The organism is Pseudomonas guariconensis (genome assembly GCF_015680235.1).
GTDB classification, from domain to species: domain Bacteria; phylum Pseudomonadota; class Gammaproteobacteria; order Pseudomonadales; family Pseudomonadaceae; genus Aquipseudomonas; species Aquipseudomonas guariconensis_A.
In genome coordinates this window covers 21,610-46,569 of record NZ_JADLJL010000011.1, presented here as the reverse complement: position 1 = coordinate 46,569, position 24,960 = coordinate 21,610, and the positions used below count along the sequence as shown (strand labels likewise).

General features: G+C 63.5%; 22 protein-coding genes. 1 reads left to right on the top strand and 21 read right to left on the bottom strand.

Features of this window, described 5'->3' with window-relative positions:
- Positions 1–140: 140 nt before the first annotated feature.
- From IRZ56_RS10345 to IRZ56_RS10320, 6 genes are all read right to left on the bottom strand, one after another.
- Positions 141–779 (bottom strand): protein-L-isoaspartate(D-aspartate) O-methyltransferase, encoded by a 639-nt coding sequence (locus tag IRZ56_RS10345; protein ID WP_196144928.1) that lies wholly within the window; start codon positions 777–779, stop codon positions 141–143.
- A 38-nt stretch (positions 780–817) separates the two neighbouring features.
- Positions 818–1,567 carry a 5'/3'-nucleotidase SurE gene (surE, locus tag IRZ56_RS10340; protein ID WP_084854406.1) on the bottom strand — a complete coding sequence of 250 codons (750 nt, stop codon included), beginning with the start codon at positions 1,565–1,567 and terminating at the stop codon, positions 818–820.
- The gene (gene truD, locus IRZ56_RS10335) at positions 1,555–2,613 is read right to left on the bottom strand and encodes a tRNA pseudouridine(13) synthase TruD (protein WP_196144860.1); all 1,059 of its coding nucleotides are present in this window, start codon (positions 2,611–2,613) and stop codon (positions 1,555–1,557) included. The genes surE and truD overlap by 13 nt, the downstream gene beginning before the upstream one ends.
- The gene (ispF, locus tag IRZ56_RS10330; RefSeq protein WP_196144859.1) at positions 2,610–3,083 is read right to left on the bottom strand and encodes a 2-C-methyl-D-erythritol 2,4-cyclodiphosphate synthase; all 474 of its coding nucleotides are present in this window, start codon (positions 3,081–3,083) and stop codon (positions 2,610–2,612) included. The genes truD and ispF overlap by 4 nt, the downstream gene beginning before the upstream one ends.
- 156 nt (positions 3,084–3,239) lie before the next feature.
- Positions 3,240–4,094, bottom strand: coding sequence for an S-formylglutathione hydrolase (fghA, locus tag IRZ56_RS10325; protein ID WP_196144858.1), 855 nt, complete (start codon positions 4,092–4,094; stop codon positions 3,240–3,242).
- A gap of 8 nt (positions 4,095–4,102) precedes the next feature.
- Positions 4,103–5,215: an S-(hydroxymethyl)glutathione dehydrogenase/class III alcohol dehydrogenase gene (locus IRZ56_RS10320; RefSeq protein ID WP_016712915.1), complete on the bottom strand. Its 1,113-nt coding sequence runs from the start codon at positions 5,213–5,215 to the stop codon at positions 4,103–4,105.
- Between the two features lie 108 nt (positions 5,216–5,323).
- Between IRZ56_RS10320 and IRZ56_RS10315 the strand changes: the two genes are divergently transcribed.
- The gene (locus tag IRZ56_RS10315; RefSeq protein ID WP_196144857.1) at positions 5,324–6,220 is read left to right on the top strand and encodes a LysR substrate-binding domain-containing protein; all 897 of its coding nucleotides are present in this window, start codon (positions 5,324–5,326) and stop codon (positions 6,218–6,220) included.
- Between the two features lie 118 nt (positions 6,221–6,338).
- Here the strand turns inward: IRZ56_RS10315 and ispD are convergent, their stop codons facing one another.
- From ispD to bamA, 15 genes are all read right to left on the bottom strand, one after another.
- Entirely contained in the window at positions 6,339–7,046 is a 708-nt protein-coding gene (gene ispD, locus IRZ56_RS10310; protein WP_196144856.1) for a 2-C-methyl-D-erythritol 4-phosphate cytidylyltransferase, read from the bottom strand.
- Entirely contained in the window at positions 7,043–7,324 is a 282-nt protein-coding gene (gene ftsB, locus IRZ56_RS10305; protein WP_043208829.1) for a cell division protein FtsB, read from the bottom strand. The genes ispD and ftsB overlap by 4 nt, the downstream gene beginning before the upstream one ends.
- Positions 7,325–7,481: 157 nt before the next feature.
- Entirely contained in the window at positions 7,482–8,771 is a 1,290-nt protein-coding gene (eno, locus tag IRZ56_RS10300) for a phosphopyruvate hydratase (protein WP_196144855.1), read from the bottom strand.
- A 152-nt stretch (positions 8,772–8,923) separates the two neighbouring features.
- Complete coding sequence (kdsA, locus tag IRZ56_RS10295) at positions 8,924–9,769, bottom strand: 3-deoxy-8-phosphooctulonate synthase (protein ID WP_196144854.1); 846 nt, start codon at positions 9,767–9,769, stop codon at positions 8,924–8,926.
- 3 nt (positions 9,770–9,772) lie between these two features.
- Positions 9,773–11,401, bottom strand: coding sequence for a CTP synthase (locus IRZ56_RS10290; RefSeq protein ID WP_196144853.1), 1,629 nt, complete (start codon positions 11,399–11,401; stop codon positions 9,773–9,775).
- Positions 11,402–11,670: 269 nt separating this feature from the next.
- Entirely contained in the window at positions 11,671–12,954 is a 1,284-nt protein-coding gene (gene tilS, locus IRZ56_RS10285) for a tRNA lysidine(34) synthetase TilS (RefSeq protein WP_196144852.1), read from the bottom strand.
- 153 nt (positions 12,955–13,107) lie between these two features.
- Positions 13,108–14,055 carry an acetyl-CoA carboxylase carboxyltransferase subunit alpha gene (locus tag IRZ56_RS10280; protein ID WP_196144851.1) on the bottom strand — a complete coding sequence of 316 codons (948 nt, stop codon included), beginning with the start codon at positions 14,053–14,055 and terminating at the stop codon, positions 13,108–13,110.
- 105 nt (positions 14,056–14,160) lie between these two features.
- Positions 14,161–17,685 carry a DNA polymerase III subunit alpha gene (dnaE, locus tag IRZ56_RS10275; protein ID WP_196144850.1) on the bottom strand — a complete coding sequence of 1,175 codons (3,525 nt, stop codon included), beginning with the start codon at positions 17,683–17,685 and terminating at the stop codon, positions 14,161–14,163.
- Between the two features lie 160 nt (positions 17,686–17,845).
- Positions 17,846–18,469 (bottom strand): ribonuclease HII, encoded by a 624-nt coding sequence (gene rnhB, locus IRZ56_RS10270; protein ID WP_196144849.1) that lies wholly within the window; start codon positions 18,467–18,469, stop codon positions 17,846–17,848.
- Position 18,470: 1 nt separating this feature from the next.
- On the bottom strand, positions 18,471–19,598 hold the full coding sequence (gene lpxB, locus IRZ56_RS10265; protein ID WP_196144848.1) for a lipid-A-disaccharide synthase: 1,128 nt from the start codon (positions 19,596–19,598) through the stop codon (positions 18,471–18,473).
- Between the two features lies 1 nt (position 19,599).
- Positions 19,600–20,376 carry an acyl-ACP--UDP-N-acetylglucosamine O-acyltransferase gene (gene lpxA, locus IRZ56_RS10260; protein ID WP_196144847.1) on the bottom strand — a complete coding sequence of 259 codons (777 nt, stop codon included), beginning with the start codon at positions 20,374–20,376 and terminating at the stop codon, positions 19,600–19,602.
- Entirely contained in the window at positions 20,373–20,813 is a 441-nt protein-coding gene (fabZ, locus tag IRZ56_RS10255; protein WP_003252314.1) for a 3-hydroxyacyl-ACP dehydratase FabZ, read from the bottom strand. Before fabZ ends, lpxA begins: the two co-directional genes overlap by 4 nt.
- A 113-nt stretch (positions 20,814–20,926) precedes the next feature.
- Positions 20,927–21,982, bottom strand: coding sequence for a UDP-3-O-(3-hydroxymyristoyl)glucosamine N-acyltransferase (gene lpxD / locus IRZ56_RS10250; protein ID WP_196144846.1), 1,056 nt, complete (start codon positions 21,980–21,982; stop codon positions 20,927–20,929).
- Between the two features lies 1 nt (position 21,983).
- The gene (locus IRZ56_RS10245) at positions 21,984–22,487 is read right to left on the bottom strand and encodes an OmpH family outer membrane protein (RefSeq protein WP_043208855.1); all 504 of its coding nucleotides are present in this window, start codon (positions 22,485–22,487) and stop codon (positions 21,984–21,986) included.
- Between the two features lie 44 nt (positions 22,488–22,531).
- Positions 22,532–24,883 carry an outer membrane protein assembly factor BamA gene (bamA, locus tag IRZ56_RS10240; protein WP_196144845.1) on the bottom strand — a complete coding sequence of 784 codons (2,352 nt, stop codon included), beginning with the start codon at positions 24,881–24,883 and terminating at the stop codon, positions 22,532–22,534.
- Between the last annotated feature and the right edge of the window lie 77 nt (positions 24,884–24,960).

The following is a 24,960-nucleotide window of genomic DNA, read 5'->3' as shown; positions in this document are numbered from 1 at the left end:
GCAATATTGTTGCAATTATAAACGAGCCGACACGCCTTGGGGTGCCGGCTCAGGTGCCACGACAAGACTGGCGAAACCCCGCACGATAGACAGGGGCGCGGCAGAAGAATTCGTCGATGCCGTAAATATTCCGTGCGCCCTCAGGCCAGCGGGCCGTTGAGCAGTGGCACGAAGCGCACGTTACCCAGCACCCGACGGGAGAACCCATGTTCCTCGCGCACGATCAGCATCAATTGCTGCGCTTCGCCGGCAGGCCCTACCGGGATCACCATGCGCCCCCCGGGCGCCAGCTGGTCCAGCAGCGCCTGGGGCACTTCCGGGGCCACGGCAGTGACGATGATGCCGTTGTAAGGGGCGAGCGCCGGCCACCCTTCGCAGCCGTCCCCCCAACGGAACACCACGTTGCGCAGGTTGAGCTCGACCAGGCGCTCCTTGGCCCTGTCCTGCAGGACCTTGATCCGCTCCACCGAGAACACCCGCTCCACCAACTGCGCCAGGACCGCCGTCTGGTAGCCCGAGCCGGTACCGATCTCCAGGACCTTGTCCAGCGGCCCGGCCTCGAGCAGCAGCTCGCTCATGTGGGCGACCATGAACGGCTGGGAGATGGTCTGGTTGTGCCCGATCGGCAGTGCCGTGTCTTCGTAGGCCCGGTGCGCCAGGGCCTCGTCGACGAACAGGTGGCGCGGGGTACGTCGGATGACCTCGAGCACCTGCGTGTTCGAGACGCCTTCCTCGTACAAGCGCTGGATCAGCCGCTCCCGGGTCCGCTGGGAAGTCATGCCGATACCGCGGCGCAGCATATCGTCCTGTTCACGCATCAGAGCAGGCCCTCCAGCCAACCGTCGAGACGTTCGAAGGCATCATTGAAGGTGCGGTCCAGCTGCAGCGGGGTGATCGACACATAGCCCTGCATCACCGCATGGAAGTCGGTACCCGGCCCACCGTCCTCGGCATCGCCGGCCACGGCGATCCAATAGCCTTCTTTGCCCCGTGGGTTGACCACCTTGGTCGGCGCGGCGGCGCGCGCGCGGTGGCCGAGGCGGGTCAGCTGAATGCCCCGGATATGCTCGAGCGGGAGGTTGGGGATATTGACGTTGAGCACCGTGCGCGGCGGCAGCTCCAGGCGTGACTGGGCCTCCACCAGGCGCCGCGCGATATAGGCGGCGGTGGGTAGGTTGTCCGGCTGGCGCGACAGCAACGAGAAGGCAAGCGAGGTGCCGCCCAGGAAGCGCCCCTCCAGTGCCGCAGCGACGGTACCGGAATACAGCACGTCGTCCCCCAGGTTGGCGCCCAGGTTGATGCCGGACACGACCATGTCAGGCGTTTCCGGCAACAGGCCGTTGAGCCCCAGGTGCACGCAGTCGGTCGGCGTGCCGTTGAGGCTGATGAAGCCATTGGCCAGGGTCTGCGGGTGCAGTGGCCGGTCCAGCGTCAGCGAACTGCTGGCGCCGCTCTTGTCTTGATCCGGGGCAATCACCACGCACTCGGCGTGATCCACCAGCGCAGCATGCAGCGCGGCGAGGCCGGGTGCGGTAACACCGTCGTCATTCGAAATCAGAATACGCATGGGCTGTCCGTCTGCCCTGCCGGCACCAGATCGACGAGCTCGCGCACCACCACGGTGGCGAAGCATCCGGCCGGAAGGACGAATTCCAGTTGCAGGATATCAGGCTCGGGATAATGCCACGTCAGCTCGCCAATAGGGAGCCGCAGGATACGCCGTTCGTGACTCATGCCCGCTTGCGCCAGCCACTGGCACAGCGCCACGTGCTGTTCGCCGACGCCTGATTCCAGCGTGAATACTGGGCCGCAGGCCGGCGTAGGGCCTTCGCCCCACAACGGGCCAGTAGGATGCAAGTCGAGAATCGACAAACGAGGATCAGAAATTTCCTTGTCGCCAGCAGGAAAAAAGCTACGACTGTCCGTGAAGGCCAACAGGTCCCCGACCTGCGCCTTGTTCCAGGTACCCTCGGCGACCCTGGCAGCCAGTACCTGGTTGAACAGGTAGCTGCGCCCGGCCGACAACAGCCGCGAACGAACATTGCGCTGCTCGGGCAATACCTTGCGGGCCGCCCAGTCCTGCGCATCATGCACATTGCCGCCGGCATGGCCGAAACGCTGGCTGCCAAAGTAGTTCGGCACGCCCTGGGTTTTCAGCAGGGCCAGGCGCGCGTCGAGGGCGTCATGGTCGGCACGCAGGGCGGTAAGACGCAAGGTGAAGCCATTGGCCGAATGGGCGCCGCGCTGCAGCTTGCGCTGGTGTCGCACCTGCTTGAGCACGCTCAGGTTGGCGTCTTCAGCGCGCGACAGATCGGGGTCGGCCTTGCCCGGCAGGTGCAGGCTGAACCATTGGCGGGTCAGGGCCTGACGATCCTTGAGCCCTGCATAGCTGATGGCACGCACCGGCACGCCTGCAGCACGGGCCAGGCGACGGGCGGCCTCTTCGGTGTTCAGGTCACGCTTCTCGACCCATAGCCAGAGGTGCTCGCCTTGACCGGAAAGTGGAATGTCCAGTACTTCATCGACCTGGAAATCTTCGGCGACGGCTTTCAATACAGCCTGGCCGAGGGGCTCGCCCGACGCCCTCGGGCCTAACAGTTCCAGTTCGGTCATGCCGGCAGCAACAGGGCGACCGCATGCACGGCGATGCCCTCCTCGCGGCCAGTGAAGCCCAGCTTCTCGGTGGTGGTCGCTTTGACGTTGACCTGGTCGAGCCCGATCTGCAGGTCTTCGGCGACCCGCTGGCGCATGGCCTCGATGTGCGGCGCCATCTTCGGTGCCTGGGCCACGATGGTGGCGTCGACGTTGCCGACCTTCCAGCCCTTGGCCTGGACGATACCGACCACGTGGCGCAACAGCACGCGGCTGTCGGCACCCTTGAACTGGGGGTCGGTATCGGGGAAATGCTTGCCGATGTCACCCAGCGCCGCGGCGCCGAGCAAGGCATCGCTCAGGGCGTGCAGCAGCACGTCACCATCGGAATGGGCCAACAGGCCGTATTTGTGGGGGATACGCACCCCGCCCAGGGTAATGAAATCACCGTCGCAGAAACGGTGCACATCGTAGCCGTGGCCAATACGCATAGGAAAAAGCCCTGATTGAGTCAGGGCGGGATTCTACCTGCTTTAGCTGACATTGGGGCTGGAGGTGATCGCCACGACATTTTTTGCGCCTGCGAGATCGAGCGCCGCGCGGGCGGCGCGCGATCTCGCAGGCGCTGAAAATGCTACATTAAATCCTCACACCCGCCCCAGCGCCACCGCGTGATGACGCAGGTGCTCATCGATGAAGCTGGCGATGAAGTAGTAGCTGTGGTCATAGCCCGGTTGCAGGCGCAAGGTCAGCTCATGGCCGCCCTTGCGTGCTGCCTGCTCCAAGGCTTCGGGCTTGAGCTGCTTCTCCAGGAAGTCATCCCGATCGCCCTGGTCCACCAACAGCGGCGGGCACTGCCCGACAGGCGTCTCGGCGAGCAGCACGCTGGCATCCCACTCGCGCCAGCGCGCACGGTCGTCACCCAGGTAACGGGAAAACGCCTTTTCGCCCCACGGGCAATCCATCGGGTTGCTGATCGGCGAGAATGCCGACACCGAGCGGTACCGGCCCGGGTTGCGCAAGGCACAGACCAGCGCACCGTGGCCACCCATGGAGTGCCCGCTGATGCTGCGCTGATCGGAGGCCGGGAAGTGGGCCTCCACCAAGGCGGGCAGTTCATCCACCACATAGTCATGCATGCGGTAGTGCTGGGCCCAGGGCTGCTGGGTGGCGTTGAGGTAGAACCCGGCGCCCAGGCCGAAGTCCCAGGCGCCATCCGGGTCGCCCGGTACCTGCTCGCCGCGCGGGCTGGTGTCCGGGGCGACGATGATCAGGCCAAGCTCGGCGGCCAGGCGCTGGGCGCCGGCCTTCTGCATGAAGTTTTCGTCGGTGCAGGTCAGGCCGCTGAGCCAGTACAGTACCGGCAGCTTTTCACCCTGCTCGGCCTGCGGTGGCAGGTACACGGCGAACACCATGTCGCAGCCCAGCACCTTGGAGTGGTGCCGGTAGCGCTTGTGCCAGCCGCCGAAGCTCTTCTGGCAAGAGATGTTTTCCAGGCTCATGACGGACCTCAGAAGTGGATCACGCTGCGGATGCTCTTGCCTTCATGCATCAGGTCGAAGGCTTTGTTGATGTCCTCCAGGCCCATGGTGTGGGTGATGAAGGTGTCCAGCGGAATCTCGCCCTTCTCGGACATTTCCACGTAGCTTGGCAGTTCGCTGCGGCCGCGTACGCCACCGAAGGCCGAGCCGCGCCATACACGGCCGGTGACCAGTTGGAACGGACGGGTGGCGATTTCCTGGCCGGCACCGGCCACACCGATGATCACCGACTCGCCCCAGCCCTTGTGGCAGCATTCCAGCGCGGCGCGCATCAGTTGCACGTTGCCGATGCACTCGAAGGAGAAGTCCACGCCACCGTCGGTGAGGTCGACGATCACTTCCTGGATCGGGCGATCGTAGTCTTTCGGGTTGATGCAGTCGGTGGCGCCCAGTTGGCGAGCGATCTCGAACTTGGCCGGGTTGATGTCGATGGCGATGATGCGCGAGGCCTTGGCCTTCACCGCGCCGATCACGGCAGACAGGCCGATGCCGCCCAGGCCGAAGATAGCCACGGTGTCACCCGGCTTGACCTTGGCGGTGTTGAGCACCGCACCGATACCGGTGGTGACGCCACACCCGAGCAGGCACACCTTCTCCAGCGGTGCTTCCTTCTGGATCTTGGCCACGGAGATTTCAGGCAGCACGGTGTACTCGGAGAAGGTCGAGGTGCCCATGTAGTGGAACAGCTGCTGGCCCTTGTACGAGAAGCGGGTGGTGCCGTCGGGCATCAGGCCCTTGCCCTGGGTGGCGCGGATGGCCTGGCACAGGTTGGTCTTGCCCGAGAGGCAGAACTTGCACTTGCCGCACTCTGGGGTGTACAGCGGGATCACGTGGTCGCCCACGGCCACCGAGGTCACGCCCTCGCCTACCGCTTCGACGATAGCGCCACCTTCATGGCCGAGGATCGACGGGAAGATGCCTTCCGGGTCGGCGCCGGACAGGGTGTAGGCGTCGGTGTGGCAAACACCGCTGGCGACCACGCGCAGCAGCACCTCACCGGCCTTGGGCATGGCCACGTCGACTTCGACGATTTCCAGGGGTTTCTTGGCCTCGAAGGCAACGGCAGCGCGGGACTTGATCATCAAAGGTCTCCAGATAAGGGGATCGATTCTGTCCGGCAGTGTAATTCACCGGCTTTTGATGAATAATCAGGCAAAAGTAAAAACATTATTGCCGCACAGGGATAATCAATGAGCAGTCGCTGGGAAGGTATCGACGAATTCGTCGCGGTGGCCGAAACCGGCCAGTTCACCGCTGCCGCCGAACGCCTGGGTGTTTCCTCCTCCCACATCAGCCGACAGATCGCCCGCCTCGAAGAGCGCCTGCAGACGCCGCTGCTGTACCGCAGCACCCGCCGGGTGACCCTCAGCGAAGCCGGGCAGACCTTCCTGCAGCATTGCCAACGCCTGCAGGATGGCCGCGAAGAAGCACTACGCGCCATGGGCGACCTGGCCAGCGAGCCCAAGGGGCTGCTGCGCATGACCTGCGCGGTGGCCTACGGCGAACGCTTCATCGTGCCCCTGGTGACTCGTTTCATGACGTTGTACCCGCAGCTCAGGGTGGAGGTGGAACTGAGCAATCGCACATTGGACCTGGTGCATGAAGGCATGGACCTGGCGATACGCCTCGGACGCTTGCAGGACTCTCGCCTGGTCGCCACCCGTCTGGCCCCGCGGCGCATGTACCTGTGCGCATCACCCGCCTACCTGGAGCGTTACGGCCGACCACATAGCCTGTCGGAACTGGCGCGGCACAACTGTCTGGTCGGCAGCTCGGATGTGTGGATGTTGCAGCAGGACGGGCGGGAACTGAGCCAGCGCGTGCAGGGCAACTGGCGGTGCAACAGCGGGCAGGCCGTGCTGGATGCGGCGTTGCTGGGGATGGGGTTGTGCCAGCTGCCGGACTATTACGTGCTCGAGCATCTACACAGTGGCGCGCTGGTGTCGTTGCTGGAGGCGCACCAGCCGCCGAACACGGCTGTGTGGGCGCTGTACCCACAGCAGCGGCATTTGTCGCCTAAGGTGCGGCGCTTGGTGGATTACCTGAAGAAAGAGTTGGCGGGGTTGCCGGAGTACCGGTTGGCCTGATGGTTCGCTGGAGCCGCTGCGCGGCCCTTTCGCGGCACCAGGCCGCTTCTACAGGAGTTTCACGTTCGCCTGTAGCAGCGGCCTGCCGCGAAAGGACCGCACAGCGGTCCCAACAACTTCAGCGCCTACCCACCCAGCGCTGGCGCAACCATTCCAGATCTTCAGGCCGAGTGACCTTGATATTGTCACTACGCCCCTCGATCAACCGCGGCGCCTGCCCCGACCACTCGATGGCAGACGCTTCGTCGGTGACCAGCACATCCGATACCAGGCATTCCGCCAGGGCCCGGTGCAATGCGCCGAGGCGGAACATCTGCGGCGTGTAGGCCTGCCAGATCGTGCTGCGGTCCACCGTGGCGCTGACTCGCCCGTGGGCATCGGCGCGCTTGAGGGTGTCGCGCGCCGGCACCGCAAGCAGGCCGCCGACAGGGTCATCGGCCAATTCCGACAGCAACCGATCCAGGTCGCTGCGCGCCAGGTTCGGCCGTGCTGCGTCATGTACCAACACCCAATCATCGTCAGCCGCGCCCTGGGCGTGCAGCAGCAACAAGGCATTGAGCACCGAGTCGGCACGCTCACGGCCACCGGCAGCCCGCTGGATGCGCGGGTCGCTGGCGCAACGCAGGCCAGGCCAGTACGGGTCATCGGCGGCAATGCTGACCACCACGCCCTTGAGCGTGGGGTGGTCGAGGAAACAGTCGAGGCTGTGCTCGAGGAGGGTCTGCCCGCCCAACTGCAGGTACTGCTTGGGACGATCGGCAGCCATGCGGGCGCCAATGCCCGCGGCAGGAATCACGGCCCAGAAGGCCGGTAGCATCTGTGTCATTTTTGCGGCAACTGGTAGAGGGTTTCGCCCTCCTTGACCATCCCCAGTTCATGACGAGCCCGCTCTTCCACGGTCTCCATACCTTTTTTCAACTCCAGGACTTCGGCATCCAGCACACGGTTACGCTCGAGCAGCCGCTCGTTTTCCGCATGCTGTTCGGCGATCTGCTGCTTGAGCTCGGCCACTTGCGCCAGGCTGCCATTGCCCACCCAGAGGCGATACTGCAGGCCACCGAGCAGCAGGAGCAGGACGAGAAACAACCAATAGGGACTGCGCATCAAAGTATCCAGAGGTAAAAGGCCGCCGCTGCGGGCTTCCGATAGCACGAAGCCTGGCCGAGGCCAGGCTTCGTCGACAGAAACCCGTAAGAAGCGTCTGGCAGTTCAGTACGAACGTTCAGACGGCCTCGGCTGCTGCCTTTTTACCATCTCTTGCTCAGCCGCGAAACTCGGCACGGCCGCGGTACACCGCCTTGGCACCCAGCTGCTCTTCGATACGCAGCAGCTGGTTGTACTTGGAGACGCGGTCGGAACGGCACAGCGAACCGGTCTTGATCTGGCCGGCAGCGGTACCCACGGCCAGGTCGGCGATGGTGGAATCTTCGGTTTCACCGGAACGGTGCGAGATCACTGCGGTATAGCCAGCAGCCTTGGCCATCTGGATGGCTTCCAGGGTCTCAGTCAGCGAGCCGATCTGGTTGAACTTGATCAGGATCGAGTTACCGATGCCCTTCTCGATGCCTTCCTTGAGAATCTTGGTGTTGGTCACGAACAGGTCGTCACCGACCAGCTGGACCTTGGCGCCGATCTTGTCGGTAAGGATCTTCCAGCCCGCCCAGTCGGACTCGTCCAAGCCATCTTCGATCGAGATGATCGGGAAGCGCTCGGTCAGGCCCTTCAGGTACTCGGCGAAACCTTCGGCGTCGAACGACTTGCCTTCACCGGACAGGTTGTACTTGCCGCCTTCATAGAACTCGGAAGCCGCGCAATCCAGCGCCAGGGTCACGTCGGTGCCCAGCTTGTAGCCGGCCTTCTCGACGGCCTCGGCGATGGCGCCCAGGGCGTCTTCGTTGGAGGCCAGGTTCGGGGCGAAGCCACCTTCGTCACCCACGGCGGTGTTCAGGCCACGAGCCTTGAGCACACCTTTGAGGTGATGGAAGATCTCGGTGCCCATGCGCAGGGCGTCGGAGAAGGTCTTGGCGCCAACCGGCTGGACCATGAACTCCTGGATGTCGACGTTGTTGTCGGCGTGCTCGCCGCCGTTGATGATGTTCATCATCGGCACCGGCATGGAGTACTGGCCCGGGGTGCCGTTGAGGTTGGCGATGTGTGCGTACAGCGGCAGGTCCTGGTCCTGGGCGGCGGCCTTGGCAGCAGCCAGGGAGACAGCCAGGATGGCGTTAGCGCCCAGCTTGGCCTTGTTCTCGGTACCGTCCAGTTCGATCATGGCACGGTCCAGGGCCTTCTGGTCTGCTGGGTCCTTGCCCAGCAGCAGGTCGCGGATCGGGCCGTTGATGTTGGCGACGGCCTTCAGCACGCCCTTGCCCAGGTAACGGCTCTTGTCGCCATCACGCAGCTCCAGCGCTTCGCGCGAGCCAGTGGAAGCACCCGACGGCGCGCAAGCGCTGCCGATGATGCCGTTGTCGAGCAGTACATCGGCTTCCACGGTGGGGTTGCCACGCGAATCGAGAACTTCACGACCTTTGATGTCGACGATCTTTGCCATTGTTGTAAGCACTCCAGAATTGACGAAAACAACGCAGCTTTGGGAATTCTTGCCGTTCACCAGGCGACATGGCACGGGCAGGCCTGGCGAAGGGAGCCCCTGACCGAAAGGTCAGGGGTGGAACGGGCGGTACTTTACCCGAGAAATGAGCTTTACGCGGTTTCTACCGTCGGAAAACTTTTCACCAGGTCATCCAGCTGCTTGAGCTGGCTGAGGAACGGTTCCAGCTTGTCCAGGCGCAAGGCGCATGGGCCGTCGCACTTGGCGTTGTCCGGGTCCGGGTGGGCTTCCAGGAACAGCCCGGCCAGGCCTTGGCTCATGCCGGCCTTGGCCAGGTCGGTAACCTGGGCGCGGCGACCGCCGGCCGAGTCGGAGCGACCGCCCGGCATCTGCAATGAGTGGGTCACGTCGAAGAACACCGGGTACTCGAACTGCTTCATGATGCCGAAGCCGAGCATATCCACCACCAGGTTGTTGTAGCCGAAGCTCGAACCGCGCTCGCAGAGGATCAACTGGTCGTTGCCGGCCTCGACGCACTTGGCGAGGATGTGTTTCATCTCGTGAGGCGCGAGGAACTGCGCCTTCTTGATGTTGATCACCGCGCCAGTCTTGGCCATCGCCACCACCAGGTCGGTCTGGCGCGACAGGAAGGCCGGCAGCTGGATGATGTCGCACACTTTCGCGACCGGTTCGCACTGGTAGGGCTCGTGCACGTCGGTGATCACCGGCACGTTGAAGGTACGCTTGATCTCCTCGAAGATCTTCAGCCCTTCTTCCATGCCTGGGCCACGGTACGAGGTAACCGACGAACGGTTGGCCTTGTCGAAGCTGGCCTTGAACACATACGGGATACCGAGCTTCTCGGTCACCCGCACGTACTCTTCGCAGACCTTCAGAGCCAGGTCACGGGACTCCAGGACGTTCATGCCGCCGAACAGGACGAACGGCTTGTCGTTGGCGATCTCGATGTTACCGACGCGAATGATCTTCTGGGTCATGGATCAGGCCTTATTCTTCTGCGCCAGGGCCGCCTTGACGAAACCACTGAACAGCGGGTGGCCGTCACGCGGGGTCGAGGTGAACTCGGGGTGGAACTGGCACGCCACGAACCATGGGTGGTCCTTGGACTCGACCACTTCCACCAGGGCGCCGTCGCCTGAACGACCGGACACCACCAGGCCAGCCTCGACCATCTGCGGCAGCAGGGTGTTGTTGACTTCGTAGCGGTGACGGTGGCGCTCGACGATCACGTCCTTGCCGTAGCAGTCGTGGACGTTCGAGTTGCCCATCAGCTGGCACTCCTGCGCGCCCAGGCGCATGGTGCCGCCCAGGTCCGAGGCTTCGGTGCGGGTCTCGACGGCACCGGTGGCATCGGCCCACTCGGTGATCAGGCCCACGACCGGGTGGCCGCTGTTGCGGTCGAATTCGGTGGAGTTGGCGTCTTTCCAGCCCATCACGTTACGGGCGAACTCGATCACCGCAACCTGCATGCCCAGGCAGATACCCAGGTAAGGGACCTTGTTCTCGCGGGCGTATTGCACCGCGGTGATCTTGCCTTCCACACCACGCAGGCCGAAACCGCCCGGGACCAGGATGGCATCGGCGCCTTCGAGCAGGCTGGTGCCCTGGTTCTCGATGTCTTCGGAATCGATGTAGCGCAGGTTGACCTTGGTGCGGTTCTGGATACCAGCGTGGCTCATCGCCTCGATCAGCGACTTGTATGCATCCAGCAGCTCCATGTACTTGCCGACCATGGCGATGGTGACTTCATGCTCAGGGTTGAGCTTGGCGTCCACCACCTGGTCCCACTCGGACAGGTCGGCGCTGTTGCACTGCAGGCCAAAGCGCTCGACGACGAAATCGTCCAGGCCCTGGGCATGCAGCACACCCGGGATCTTGTAGATGGTGTCGACGTCTTCCAGGGAGATCACCGCGCGCTCTTCGACGTTGGTGAACAGCGCGATCTTGCGGCGCGACGAGGCGTCGACCGGGTGGTCGGAACGGCAGATCAGCACGTCTGGCTGCAGGCCGATGGAGCGCAGCTCCTTGACCGAGTGCTGGGTCGGCTTGGTCTTGGTCTCGCCCGCAGTGGCGATGTACGGAACCAGGGTCAGGTGCATCAGCATGGCGCGCTTGGAGCCCACTTCGACGCGCAGCTGACGGATGGCCTCGAGGAACGGCTGCGACTCGATGTCACCGACGGTACCGCCGATTTCCACCAGGGCCACATCGGCATCGCCGGCGCCCTTGATGATGCGACGCTTGATCTCGTCGGTGATGTGCGGGATCACCTGGATGGTCGCGCCCAGGTAGTCACCACGGCGCTCCTTGCGCAGCACGTGCTCGTAGATACGGCCGGTGGTGAAGTTGTTGTTCTGGGTCATGGTCGTGCGGATGAACCGCTCGTAGTGGCCCAGGTCAAGGTCGGTCTCGGCGCCATCGTGGGTGACGAACACCTCACCGTGCTGGAACGGGCTCATGGTGCCGGGGTCGACGTTGATGTACGGGTCCAGCTTGAGCATGGTGACCTTGAGCCCCCGCGCCTCCAGGATGGCCGCCAAGGAAGCCGAGGCAATGCCTTTCCCCAATGAAGAAACAACACCGCCCGTGACGAATATGTAGCGCGTCATGAAAAACCCTAGAAGTCTGCGTTAAAGCGGCCAGCGCCGCCGGAGAAAGCGAAGGAAGGCCGAAGCCCCCGATCACCTGCGTCTATCACAGTGCATCTCGAAAAACTGCCGCGTCTGTACAAACCAGGGGTATCCCCGGCATGGAGCTCGCTCGTCATTTTAAGAATCAGCCCAGCAAAAAACTGCTTGGTAATCGGCAACTCCTGTGTTTTCGATGAACCCACAGAAGCTGTATCAAGAAGGGAGGGTAGTCTACCCGAATGTACCCTTCAGCTCAAACCTTGCACGCTCGTCGGTGGCTGCCAGTGAAACTGCGGGCCGCCCTGCCCTGCCAGCGGCAGATTGGCCACCGCCAGCACCTGCTCGCCCAGCAGCAGCAACGGCAGGCGTGGCCGCACGAAATGCGGCACCTGCCACTCATTGAGCAGGCGCTTGAGGTCGCGCCGGCCACGGCCGGGCACATCGAGGACCTCGCCTCCTTGACGGTAGCCGACCTGCAACCCAGCGGGCCAGGCGCCGCCCTGCACATACACACACCCGTTGCCGGGTAACGCCAAGGGCGAACCCGGGTCCACCCAGGCCAGCTTGCCAGCGACCGATTCGAGCCACTGCCCGCTCAACCACCAGATACGCCCATGGCTTCGCTGCAGCACGCCGTCGCCGAGGTGCCAAATTGGCTGGGCATCGATGGCCGCGTCGCGCAGGTCCTCCCAACCGGCCCAGTGACGGCTGTCCGGCAGCCGGGTACGGTTGCTCAGCCAGTATTGCAGGGCATTGCGCTGGCGTGCGGGTGACAATGCCTTGAGGCTTTCCAAATCCAGGGAATCCAGGCCCAGCCACGGTAGTGGCGCGCCGCGTGCGGCTGGCGCCAGGTCGCTGCAGGCCAACTCGTCCAGCAGGCCCAGGGCCTCGCCCAGGTGCTCGGCACTGCGTGCCAGGTTGCCGGCTGCCTGGGGCCAGCGTTGACCCAACAAGGGGAAGACCTCGCGACGCAGGTAGTTGCGGGCGAAGACGGTGTCGGCATTGGAAGGGTCCTCGACCCAGGCAAGCCCGGCTGCCTTGGCATGGGCCAGCAATTGCCCCCGCGCCACCGCCAGCAACGGCCTGGCCAAGGTGCCCTGCCCCAGCGCGCGTGCCGCTGGCATCGCTGCCAGGCCGCGCAGCCCGGCGCCGCGCAACAGACGAAAGAGCAGGGTTTCGGCCTGGTCCTCGCGGTGCTGGCCGGTGAACAGCACGTCGCCCGGCCCGAGCAACTGGCTGAACGCGGCATAGCGAGCGTCCCGGGCAGCCTGCTCGAGACTGGCGCCGGGGGCGACCTGCACATGGATCACCTGCAGCTCGATACCCAGGCCATCGCAAACTGACTGGCAATGCGCTGGCCAGCCATCGGCGGCGGCCTGCAAGCCATGGTGGATGTGCACGGCCCGCAGCGGTGGTGCGTCATGGGCACGGACGTAGTCGGCCAGCAGGTGCAGGAGGACGGTGGAATCGAGGCCACCGGAGAAGGCGACGTGCCAGGCGGAGGCGTCTAGCCAGGGGGTGAGGTTGATCATTAGGGCCTCACTTGGCGGGTGATGGCCGGGGATGCTTCGCCCCCTTTCGCGGCACAAGGCCGCTCCTACAGGTATCGCAGCATCGGTAGGAGCGCAAAACCTGTAGGAGCGGCCTTGTGCCGCGAAAGGGCCGCAAGGCGGCCCCAGGGTCTATCAGACGCCGTAGCTCATCAGGCGCTCGTAACGGCGCGCCAGCAGGGCATCGGTGTCGAACTTGCCCAGCATGTCCAACTGCTCGACCAGGTCGGCGCGGATGCTTTCGGACATCTTCGCCGGGTCGCGGTGGGCGCCGCCCAGGGGCTCACTGATGACCTTGTCGACGATATTCAAGCTCTTCAAGCGCTCTGCGGTGATGCCCATGGCCTCGGCAGCGTCCGCCGCCTTGTCGGCGGTCTTCCACAGGATCGAGGCGCAGCCTTCCGGCGAGATCACCGAGTAAGTGGAGTACTGCAGCATGTTCAGCTGGTCGCACACACCGATGGCCAGCGCGCCGCCGGAACCACCCTCACCGATGACGGTGGCGATGATCGGCGTCTTCAGGCGTGCCATCACACGCAGGTTCCAGGCGATGGCTTCGCTCTGGTTGCGCTCTTCGGCGTCGATGCCCGGGTAGGCGCCTGGGGTGTCGATGAAGGTGAGGATCGGCATCTTGAAGCGCTCGGCCATTTCCATCAGGCGGCAAGCCTTGCGATAGCCTTCCGGACGCGGCATGCCGAAGTTGCGGCGGACTTTCTCGCGCACTTCACGGCCCTTCTGGTGACCGATGACCATGACCGGCTTGCCGTCCAGGCGCGCGGTACCACCGACGATCGCGGCGTCGTCGGCGAAATGACGGTCGCCGTGCAGCTCTTCGAACTCGGTGAAGATGTGGTCGATGTAGTCCAGGGTATAGGGACGACGCGGATGACGGGCCAGGCGGGCGATCTGCCAGCTGGTCAGGTTGCCGAAGATGCTTTCGGTCAGGGTATTGCTCTTGTCTTGCAGACGGGCAATTTCATCGCTGATGTTCAGCGAATTGTCGTTGCCCACCAGGCGCAGCCCTTCGATCTTGGCTTGCAGGTCGGCAATCGGCTGTTCGAAGTCGAGGAAATTCGGGTTCATAGGCATCCGTCTTGGGTCTACGGCCAGGCGGCCGGCCGGTTGATCCGTTTGGCGCCCTACCTTAAGGGATCAGGCGCATTCAGGTCGAGAGTAAAATTCGTCGGTTCAGCGGTATTGCAGGAAGACGTTCTCACGTCCGAACTGGTCACGCAGCGCTTGAATCAGGCCATCGGCCGGGTCGATCGACCATTCGTCGCCGAACTGCAACATGGCCCGGGCATCGCTGCCGGTATATTCCAGGGTGATCGGGCAGCCGCCGCGGTGCTTGGTGATCAGCTCGCCGAGCCAGGCCAGACGGTCGCCTTTGAGTGCCTCATGGGCGACTTTCAGGCGTAGGCTCTCGGCCAGCTTGGTCCGAGCGTCCTCCATGGTCATCACGGTCTTGACCCGCAGGCGCAGGCCACCGGAGAAGTCGTCGTTGCTGACCTCCCCTTCCACCACCACCATCGCGTCGGTCTGCAGCAGGGCCTGGGCCGCCATGAAGGCATCGGCGAACAGCGAAGCCTCGATCCGCCCGGATCGGTCATCGAGAGTGACGAAGCCCATCTTGTCGCCCTTCTTGTTCTTCATCACTCGCAGGGCAATGATCATCCCGGCCACGGTCTGGGTATCGCGGGACGGTTTGAGGTCGACGATGCGCTGGCGGGCGAAGCGGCGGATTTCGGTCTCGTATTCGTCGATCGGGTGGCCGGTCAGGTACAGGCCCAAGGTGTCCTTCTCGCCCCGCAGGCGCTCCTTGAGGGTCAGCTCGCGCACCTTGCGGTGGTTCGCATAGACGTCCGAATCCTCCTCGACGAACAGCCCGCCGAACAGGTCGATGTGGCCGCTGTCGGCGGTACGAGCCGTCTGCTCGGCGGCCTTGATCGCCTCTTCCAGGGCCGAGAGCAGCACCGCGCGGTTGCGGTCGATATTGGCCTGGTAGGCTTTGATCTCGTCATGGAAGTAAGGGCCCAGGCGGTCCAGGGCACCACTGCGGATCAGGGCGTCGAGGGTGCGCTTGTTGATGCGTTTCAAGTCCACGCGCTCGCAGAAGTCGAACAGGTCCTTGAACGGCCCACCCTCGGCACGCGCCTCGACGATGGCCTCCACCGGGCCTTCACCGACGCCCTTGATCGCGCCCAGGCCGTAGACGATGCGGCCATCGTTGTTGACGGTGAACTTGAAGTCGGAGAAGTTCACGTCCGGCGCATCGAGGCGCAGCTTCATGTTGCGCACTTCCTCGACCAGCACGACCACCTTGTCGGTGTTGTGCATATCCGCCGAGAGCACCGCAGCCATGAACGGCGCCGGGTGGTGGGTCTTGAGCCAGGCGGTCTGGTAGGAGACCAGGCCGTAGGCGGCCGAGTGGGATTTGTTGAAGCCGTAGCCGGCGAACTTTTCCACCAGGTCGAAGATGTTGCCGGCCAGGTCCGCGTCGATGCCATTGTTCGCGCAGCCTTCGATGAAGCCACCGCGCTGCTTGGCCATCTCCTCGGGCTTCTTCTTGCCCATGGCCCGGCGCAGCATGTCGGCGCCGCCGAGGGTGTAGCCGGCCATGACCTGGGCGATCTGCATCACCTGTTCCTGGTACAGAATGATGCCGTAGGTCGGCGCCAACACCGGCTTCAGGCCGTCATACTGGTAGTCCGGGTGCGGGTAGGCCAGCTCCGCGCGGCCATGCTTGCGGTTGATGAAGTCGTCCACCATGCCCGACTGCAGCGGGCCCGGGCGGAACAGCGCCACCAGTGCGATCAGGTCTTCCAGGCAGTCGGGCTTGAGCTTCTTGATCAGCTCCTTCATGCCACGCGATTCGAGCTGGAACACCGCCGTGGTCTCGGCCTTCTGCAACAGCTCGTAGGTCTTGCGGTCGTCCAGCGGAATGAAGTCGATGTTGACGTCGGGCAGGTTCTTCTTTTTCTGCTCGCGGTTGATGATCTCCATCGCCCACTTGATGATGGTCAGCGTACGCAGGCCGAGGAAGTCGAACTTCACCAGGCCCGCGGCCTCGACGTCGTCCTTGTCGAATTGGGTCACCAGGCCGCCGCCTTCTTCGTCACAGGCGATCGGCGAGAAGTCGGTGAGCTTGGTCGGGGCGATCACCACGCCACCGGCGTGCTTGCCGGTACCGCGGGTGACACCTTCGAGCTTGAGGGCCATGTCCCAGATCTCGCGGGCGTCCTCGTCGCCCTTGAGGAAGTCGCGCAGAATCTCTTCCTGCTCGTAGGCTTTCTCCAGAGTCATGCCCACTTCGAATGGGATCATCTTCGACAGGCGGTCGGCCAGGCCATAGGACTTGCCCTGCACCCGCGCCACATCACGCACCACCGCCTTGGCGGCCATGGTACCGAAGGTGATGATCTGGCTCACCGCGTTGCGCCCGTAGGCTTCGGCCACGTAGTCGATCACCCGGTCGCGGCCATCCATACAGAAGTCGACGTCGAAGTCGGGCATGGAAATACGTTCAGGGTTGAGGAAGCGCTCGAACAGCAGGTCGTAGGCCAGCGGGTCGAGGTCGGTGATCTTCAGTACGTAGGCCACCAGCGAACCGGCACCCGAACCCCGGCCCGGGCCCACCGGCACTCCGTTGTTCTTGGCCCACTTGATGAAGTCCATCACGATCAGGAAGTAACCGGGGAAGCCCATCTGGATGATGATGTCCAGTTCGAACTTCAGGCGGTCCAGGTAGACCTGGCGCTTTTCTTCATAATTGGGCGTGGTCTCCTTGGGCCAGAGCACCGCCAGGCGCTCTTCCAGGCCTTCATAGGAGACATGACGCAGATAGTCGTCGATGCCCATGCCGTTGGGTGTCGGGAAATCGGGAAGGAAGTACTTGCCCAGCTGCACGGTGATGTTGCAGCGTTTGGCGATTTCCACGGTGTTGGCGATGGCGTCCGGCAGGTCGCTGAACAGCTCGGCCATTTCCTCGGCGCTCTTGAGGTACTGCTGGTCGCTGTACATGCGCGGGCGGCGAGGGTCGTCGAGGGTCCAGCCTTCACCGATGCACACGCGCGTCTCATGGGCGTCGAAGTCGGACTGTTTGATGAAGCGCACATCGTTGGTCGCCACCAGCGGCGCACCGACCTTGTCGGCCAGGGCCACGGCGGCGTGCAGGTATTCTTCGTCTCCGGCACGATTGGTGCGCTGCACCTCGACATAGAATCGATCCGGAAGCATCTGCATCCAGTCACGCAACAGGGCCTCGGCCTCTTCGGCCTTGCCAGCCAGCAGGGCCATGCCGATATCCCCTTCCTTGGCCGCCGACAAGCCGATCAGGCCTTCGCTGGCCGGGGCGATCCATTCGCGCTGGATGATCACCAGACCATTGCGCTGGCCGTCGGTCCAGCCGCGGGAGATCAGTTCGGTGAGGTTGCGGTAGCCCTTGGGGTTCATCGCCAGGAAGCAGATGCGCGATAGCGGTGCATCGGGGTCGCTGCCTGCCAGCCACAGGTCGGCGCCACAGATCGGCTTGATACCGGCGCCCATGGCGGTCTTGTAGAACTTCACCAGCGAGCACATGTTGCTCTGGTCGGTGATCGCCACCGCCGGCATGTTCATCCCCGCCAATGCCTTGGCCAGCGGCTTGATCCGCACCAGGCCGTCGACCAGCGAGAATTCGGAGTGCACGCGAAGGTGAACGAAGGAGACCGACATGGATGATCCTGTAGCAGTGCTAAACGACAAGGGCGGGATTGTAGCGTAAATGCAGGGGGAATTTGGGGCTGCTGTGCAACCCAATCGCGGGTACAAGCCCGCTCCTACAGGGGGGGGCCGGGAGGGTGATATCCCACAGAGACCAAGCGGCCCCGATGGATCAGATCAGAGAATCGGTAATGCCTTCACGTGCTTCCCACGCGGCGCGTACCGGCGCGAACGAGCGCCGGTGAATCGGCGTCGGCCCCAACCGCGCCAGGGCCTCCAGGTGCACCGGCGTCGGGTAGCCCTTGTGCCCGCCGATGCCATAGCCCGGGTAGATCAGCTCGAACGCGCTCATCTCTCGGTCACGGGTAACCTTGGCCAGGATGGACGCAGCGGCGATCGCCGGCACCTGGGCATCGCCCTGCACCACCGGCGCAGCCGGCACTGCGAGCTTCGGGCAACGGTTACCGTCGATCAATGCAAGCTTGGGCGTGATGCTCAAACCCTCCACCGCACGCTGCATGGCCAGCATGGTGGCCTGCAGGATGTTCAGGCTATCGATTTCTTCTACCGTGGCGCGCGCGATGAAAAAGCTCAGGGCTTTCTCGCAGATTTCGTCGAACAGCGCCTCGCGCTTGGCCTCGGTGAGCTTCTTCGAGTCGTTCAGGCCCAGGATCGGACGCTGCGGATCGAGGATCACCGCCGCGGTCACGACATCGCCACACAGCGGCCCACGGCCCACTTCGTCGACACCGGCAACCAGTTCCTCGACCAGATTGAAGTCCAGCCCCATCTGCATGCTATCGCTCTCCTAGCAAGGCCAACACCGCGTCAGCCGCCTGGTTGGAGGCGTCACGACGCAAGGTGCGGTGAATCTGGTCGAAGCTGTCGGTCTGCTGTGTGCCGTCGGTGAGCAGCGGCGCCAGGGTCTGGGCCAGGGCATCGCTGGTGGCGGCGTCCTGCAGCAGCTCGGGCACCAACAGGCGCTGGGCCAGAAGGTTGGGCAGCGATACGTACGGGCTCTTGACCATGCGTTTGAGGATCCAGTACGTCAACGGTGCCAGGCGGTAGGCAACGACCATGGGCCGCTTGTACAACAACGCTTCCAGGGTGGCCGTGCCTGAGGCGATGAGCACCGCGTCGCACGCGGCGAGGGCCTCGTGGGAGCGGCCGTCGAGCAAGGTCAGCGGCAGGTCGCGGCCCTGCAGCATCTGCTCGAGCTGCGCGCGCCGGGACGGGTTGGCGCACGGCGAGACGAAACGCACCCCAGGCACCCGCTCGCGCAAGCGCTGGGCGGCATCGAGGAACAACGCCCCCAGGCGCTCGACCTCACCCCCGCGGCTACCCGGCATGAGGGCGACCAGCGGCCCCTCGCCCAGCCCGAGGGCGACGCGAGCGGCTTGGCGATCAGCTTCGAGCGGGATGGTATCGGCCAGCGGATGGCCGACGAAACGCACCGGCACGCCCTTCTCTTCGTAGAACTTCGCCTCGAAGGGAAGCAGGGTCAGCATCAGGTCGCAGCCTTCGCGAATTTTCAGCACACGCTTCTGCCGCCACGCCCAGACCGACGGGCTGACATAGTGCACGGTCTTGATCCCGGCCTGGCGCAGCTTCAGTTCGATCGTAAGGTTGAAGTCCGGAGCGTCGATACCGATGAACACATCCGGCTTTTCGGCGATGAGTGTCTGGATCAGCTCCTTGCGGCGCTTGAGCAGCTCGCGCAGGCGCCCCAGCACTTCCACCAGCCCCATGACCGCGAGGCGCTCCATGGGGAAATAGGACACCAGGCCTTCGGCCTCCATCAAAGGGCCGCCGACACCGATGAAACGCACATCGGGGTGGCGCGCCTTGAGGGCTCGCATCAGGCCGGAACCGAGGATATCGCCGCTGGCCTCACCGGCGACCAACGCCACGCACAGCTGGGCCATGTCAGCGGGTGATGCCGCGAGCGGAACTTTGGATCGACTGGCGGAACAGCTCGACCTCGGGGAACTGCGTTGCCAGCTCGTCCAGCTCGTTGAGCGCGTCTTCCACGGTCAGGCCATGGCGATAGACGATCTTGTAGGCGCGGCGCAGAGCGTGGATGACTTCATCGCTGAATCCCCGGCGGCGCATGCCTTCGAAGTTCATGCTACGGGCCTCGGCCGGGCTGCCGAATACCGTGACGAAGGCCGGTACGTCTTTGCCGATCGCCGTGCCCATGCCGGAAAAAGCGTGGGCGCCAATATGGCAGTACTGGTGCACCAGGGTGTAGCCGGACAGGATCGCCCAGTCGCCTACATGGACATGGCCAGCCAGCGCAGTATTGTTGACCAGAATGCAATGATTGCCGATGACGCTGTCATGCCCGATATGGGCATAGGCCATGATCAGGTTATGGTCGCCAAGGGTGGTTTCCGCACGGTCCTGGACGGTGCCACGGTGGATGGTGACCCCTTCGCGAATCACATTGTGGTCGCCGATCACCAGGCGCGTGGGCTCACCCTTGTACTTGAGGTCAGGGGTGTCTTCACCGATGGAAGAAAACTGGTAGATGCGGTTGTGCTTGCCGATCCGGGTCGGCCCCTTGAGCACCACGTGAGGGCCGATGACGGTGCCCTCGCCGATCTCCACGCCAGGCCCTACGATCGACCAGGGGCCCACCTCGACACCGTCGGCCAACTTGGCCGAGGGGTCGATGATCGCCCGAGGGTCAATCGAACTCATAGGGAGCGTTCCGCGCAGGTGATCTCGGCCGAGCAGACCGGCTTGCCGTCGACCAGGGCACGGCATTCGAACTTCCAGATCATGCTCTTGCGGCTGAGGAACTTGGCTTCCAAGACCAGCTGGTCACCCGGCAGCACAGGCTGGCGGAAGCGCAGCTTGTCGGAGCCGACGAAGTAGTAGAGGGTGCCGTCGGCTGGCTTGGCATCGAGCATCTTGAAACCGAGAATCCCGGCCGCCTGGGCCATGGCCTCGATGATCAGCACGCCCGGCATGATTGGATGCGCCGGGAAATGGCCGTTGAAGAACGGCTCATTGATGCTGACATTCTTGTAGGCACGAATGCTCTGGGCCTCGAAGTCCAGATCCGTTACGCGGTCCACCAGCAGGAACGGGTAACGGTGAGGCAGGTATTCGCGAATCTCGTTGATGTCCATCATTTCGGGGGGAAGCCTGTAATAAGAATAGGGAGCGCAGGTGCTGACCACACGCTCCTTTTGCAATCCAAAGAGGAGCCAGCTAGCGACTGTTCACTCTTGCTCAGGGAATGGTATCAGCCTTCTGATGCCAGCTGGCCACCTGAGGTCACGGTGTCGACACGTTTTTCCAGCTGTTGGAGACGCTTGGACATCTCGTCCAACTGGCGGATACGCGCGGCGCTCTTGCGCCATTCGGCCAGCGGCTGCATGGCCGTGCCGGATGAGTAGCCACCCGGCTCCGTGATGGAACGGGTCACCATGGTCATGCCGGAAACGAATACGTTGTCGCAGACATCGATATGACCGACCATGCCCACACCGCCCGCGATCATGCAGTGCTTGCCGATGCGGGTGCTGCCGGAAATCCCGACGCACGCGGCCATGGCCGTGTGGTCACCGACCTGCACGTTATGGGCGATCTGGATCTGGTTGTCGAGCTTGACGCCGTTGCCGATGCGCGTGTCCGACAACGCGCCGCGGTCCACGGCGGTGTTCACGCCGATCTCCACGTCGTCGCCGATGGTCACGCCACCGATCTGGGCGATCTTGTTCCAGACACCCTTCTCGTTGGCAAAGCCGAAACCTTCGCCGCCGATCACCGCGCCGGACTGGATGACCACGCGCTTGCCGATGGTCACGTCGTGGTACAGCGTCACCCGCGGTGCCAGCCAACCGCCCTCACCGATCACGCAACGGGCACCGATGAAGCAGTGGGCACCGATGGAGACATTGGCCGCTACCTGCGCACCGCTCTCGATCACCGCGAACGGGCCGATGCTGGCGCTGGGGTCCACCTGGGCGTCCGGGGCCACCACGGCGCTGGGATGGATTCCCGCCACAGCCTTGGGTTTGGGGTCGAACAGGTGGGAAATCCGGGCGTAGGCCAGATATGGGTCAGGCACGATCAGCGCGTTGCCGGCGAAGCCTTCGGCGTCCTCGGCCTTGAGCAGCACGGCGCCAGCCTTGGAATCGTCCAGGTACTTGCGATACTGCTTGTTGGCCAGGAAACTCAATTGCCCGGCGCTGGCTTCCTGAAGGGTTGCCAGGCCGGTGATCTGCAGCGACTCGGGGCCCTTGAGGGTCGCCCCGAGGGCCTCGGCCAGCTGGCCGAGCGTCATGGTCACGGTCATATCAACGGGCTTGGTTCATGCGCTCGATGACTTGACGGGTGATGTCGTACTGCGGCTTGACATCGATTACCGCGCCGCGCTCGAGCACCAGGTCATAGCCACCCTTCTTGATCACTTCCTCGACAGCACCGTCGAGCTTGGGCTTGAGTTGCTTGAGCATGTCACGGTCGGCAACGGCCTTGGCTTCGTTCAGCTCCTTGGACTGGAACTGGAAGTCACGGGCCTTCTGCTTGAATTCGAGCTCCAGGCGCTCGCGCTCCTGCTGCTGCATCTTGTCACCGCCTTTGATCAGGCGGTCCTGGATGCCTTTGGCGCTGCTTTCCAGGTTCTTCAGCTTGGTCAGCTGCGGGCCGAACTTCTTCTCGGCATCGACGGCGTACTTCTTAGCCGCGTCAGACTCGAGCAGTGCCATCTGATAGTTCAGCACGGCAACCTTCATTTCGGCGAAAGCCGGGGTGGCGACCAGCGCCGCGGCCATCACGGCCAGTTGAGTCAACTTACGCACGATGCACTCCTGGATAAACCGTTGTCGTTGAGCGAGGGCCGACCTTAGAAGGTCTGGCCCAGAGAGAATTGGAACACCTGGGTATCGGCGTCGTCCGGCTTCTTCACCGGCATCGCCAGGCTGAAGCTCAGCGGGCCCAGCGCGGTGATCCAGGTGACGCCCAGGCCGACGGAGCTGGCCATGCCCGAGAAGCCGACTTTCTCGCAATCAGGTTTGTTGCCGCAATTGGTGTCGAACACGTTACCCACGTCCCAGAACACGGACGTACGCAGGGAACGCTGGTCCTTGACGAACGGCAGCGGGAACAGCAGTTCTACACCACCCTGCACGAGGACGTTGCCACCGAACGGCAGCGGATCCTGATCCGGGTCCTTGATGGTGCCCGGCTTGGTGCCGTCGCTCGGGGTACTGCGCGGGCCCAGGCTGCTGTCCTTGAAGCCGCGGACCGAGTTGAAGCCACCGGCGAAGTAGTTCTCGTAGAACGGCAAGCCATCGGTGGAACCGAAACCATCACCATAGCCCAACTCGGTATGCAGGCGCAGGGTGTAGTCGTTGTTGATCGGCTTGAACAGCTGGCCACGGTAGTCGAGCTTGAAGAACGACAGGTCGCTGCCCGGGGTGGTGACTTCGGCGGTCAGGCTCTGGGAGTGACCACGGGTCGCCAACACACCCTTGTTCAGGGTGGACTCGGACCAGCCGGCCGACGCCTTGAAGTTCAGGAAGCTGTCGTCGCCTTCCCTGTCCAGGAAGTCGAAGATTTCGTCGACGGTGTATTTGCCAGTCTTGATCTTGTCCTGCTGGACGTTGAAGCCGAAGGTCAGGCGCGAGGTCTCGCTGATCGGGTAGCCGACGCTGACACCGGCACCCAGGCTGTCCACCGCATAGCTCGCCACGTCGACATCGAGATCGTCGTAGTCGGTGCTGCGGTAGAAGGCGTTGTAGCCCAGGCTGACGCCATCGGCGGTCCAGTAGGGGTCGACGAAGCCGAAGTTGTAGCGGGTCTGGTATTCCGAACGGGTCAGGCCGACGGACACCTTGTTACCGGTACCCAGGAAGTTGCTTTGGCTGATCGAGCCACCGAGGATCAGGCCTGCGCTCTGGGCGAAACCGACGCTGGCGGTGATGGAGCCGGACGCCTGCTCTTCGACACTATAGTTGACGTCGACCTGGTCGTCGGTGCCTGGCACCGGCGGGGTCTCGACGTTGACTTCCTTGAAGAAGCCCAGACGCTCGAGGCGGGTCTTGGATTGGTCGATCAGGTAGGTCGAAGCCCAGCCACCTTCCATCTGGCGCATTTCACGGCGCAGCACTTCGTCTTCGGTCTTGGTGTTGCCGCGGTAGTTGATGCGGTTGACGTAGGCACGCTTGCCCGGATCGACGACGAACATGATATCGACGGTGTGGTCTTCATCGTTCGGCTGCGGCACGCCGTTGACGTTGGCGAAGGTATAGCCTTCGTTGCCCAGGCGACGGGTGATCAGGTCGGAAGTGGTGGTCATCACCTTGCGCGAGAACACCTGGCCCGGCTGCACCAGCAGCAGCGACTTGACCTGGTCTTCAGGCACTTTCAGGTCGCCGGAGAGCTTCACGTCACGGACGGTGTACTTCTCGCCTTCATTGATGTTGACGGTGATGTAGACGTGCTTCTTGTCAGGGGTGATGGAGACCTGGGTCGAGGCGATGTCCATGTTGATGTAGCCGCGGTCCAGGTAGTAGGAACGCAGGCGCTCCAAGTCACCGGAGAGCTTCTCGCGGGCGTACTTGTCGTCGTTCTTGAAGAAGGACAGCCAGTTGGTGGTCTTGAGCTCGAAGAGCTGGGCCAGCTCGTCATCGTCGAAGACGTTGTTGCCGACGATGTTGATGTGCTGAATCGCGGCGACGGTGCCTTCGTTGATCTTGATCTTCAGGCCAACGCGGTTGCGCGGCTGCGGCACCACCTCGGCGTCGACCTCGGCCGAGTAGCGGCCCTGAGCCACGTACTGGCGCTGCAGTTCGTTACGCACGCCCTCAAGGGTGGCGCGCTGGAAGATCTCGCCTTCGGCCAGGCCCGATTGCTTCAGGCCCTTCATCAGGTCTTCGGTGCTGATCGCCTTATTGCCTTCGATCTCGATGCTCGACACCGACGGGCGCTCGACCACGTTGATGATCAGGACATTGCCGTCGCGGCTCAGCTGGATGTCCTGGAAGAAGCCGGTCTTGAACAGCGAACGGGTGGACTCCACCAGGCGCCGATCGTCGGCCTGGTCGCCCACGTTCAGAGGCAGGGCACCGAACACGCTGCCAGCGGAAACCCGCTGCAGGCCGTTGACACGAATATCGGAGATGGTGAAGGACTCGGCGTGAACTTCAGCGATCATCAGTGCGGAGAGGACCGCAGTTAGCAGCAGACGTTTCATGAAGTCCTTTTATTCCAACTGGCAATAAACAACCCGCCGCGATGTGGCGGCAGGTTCGTTCGCAATTGAGCGAAGCT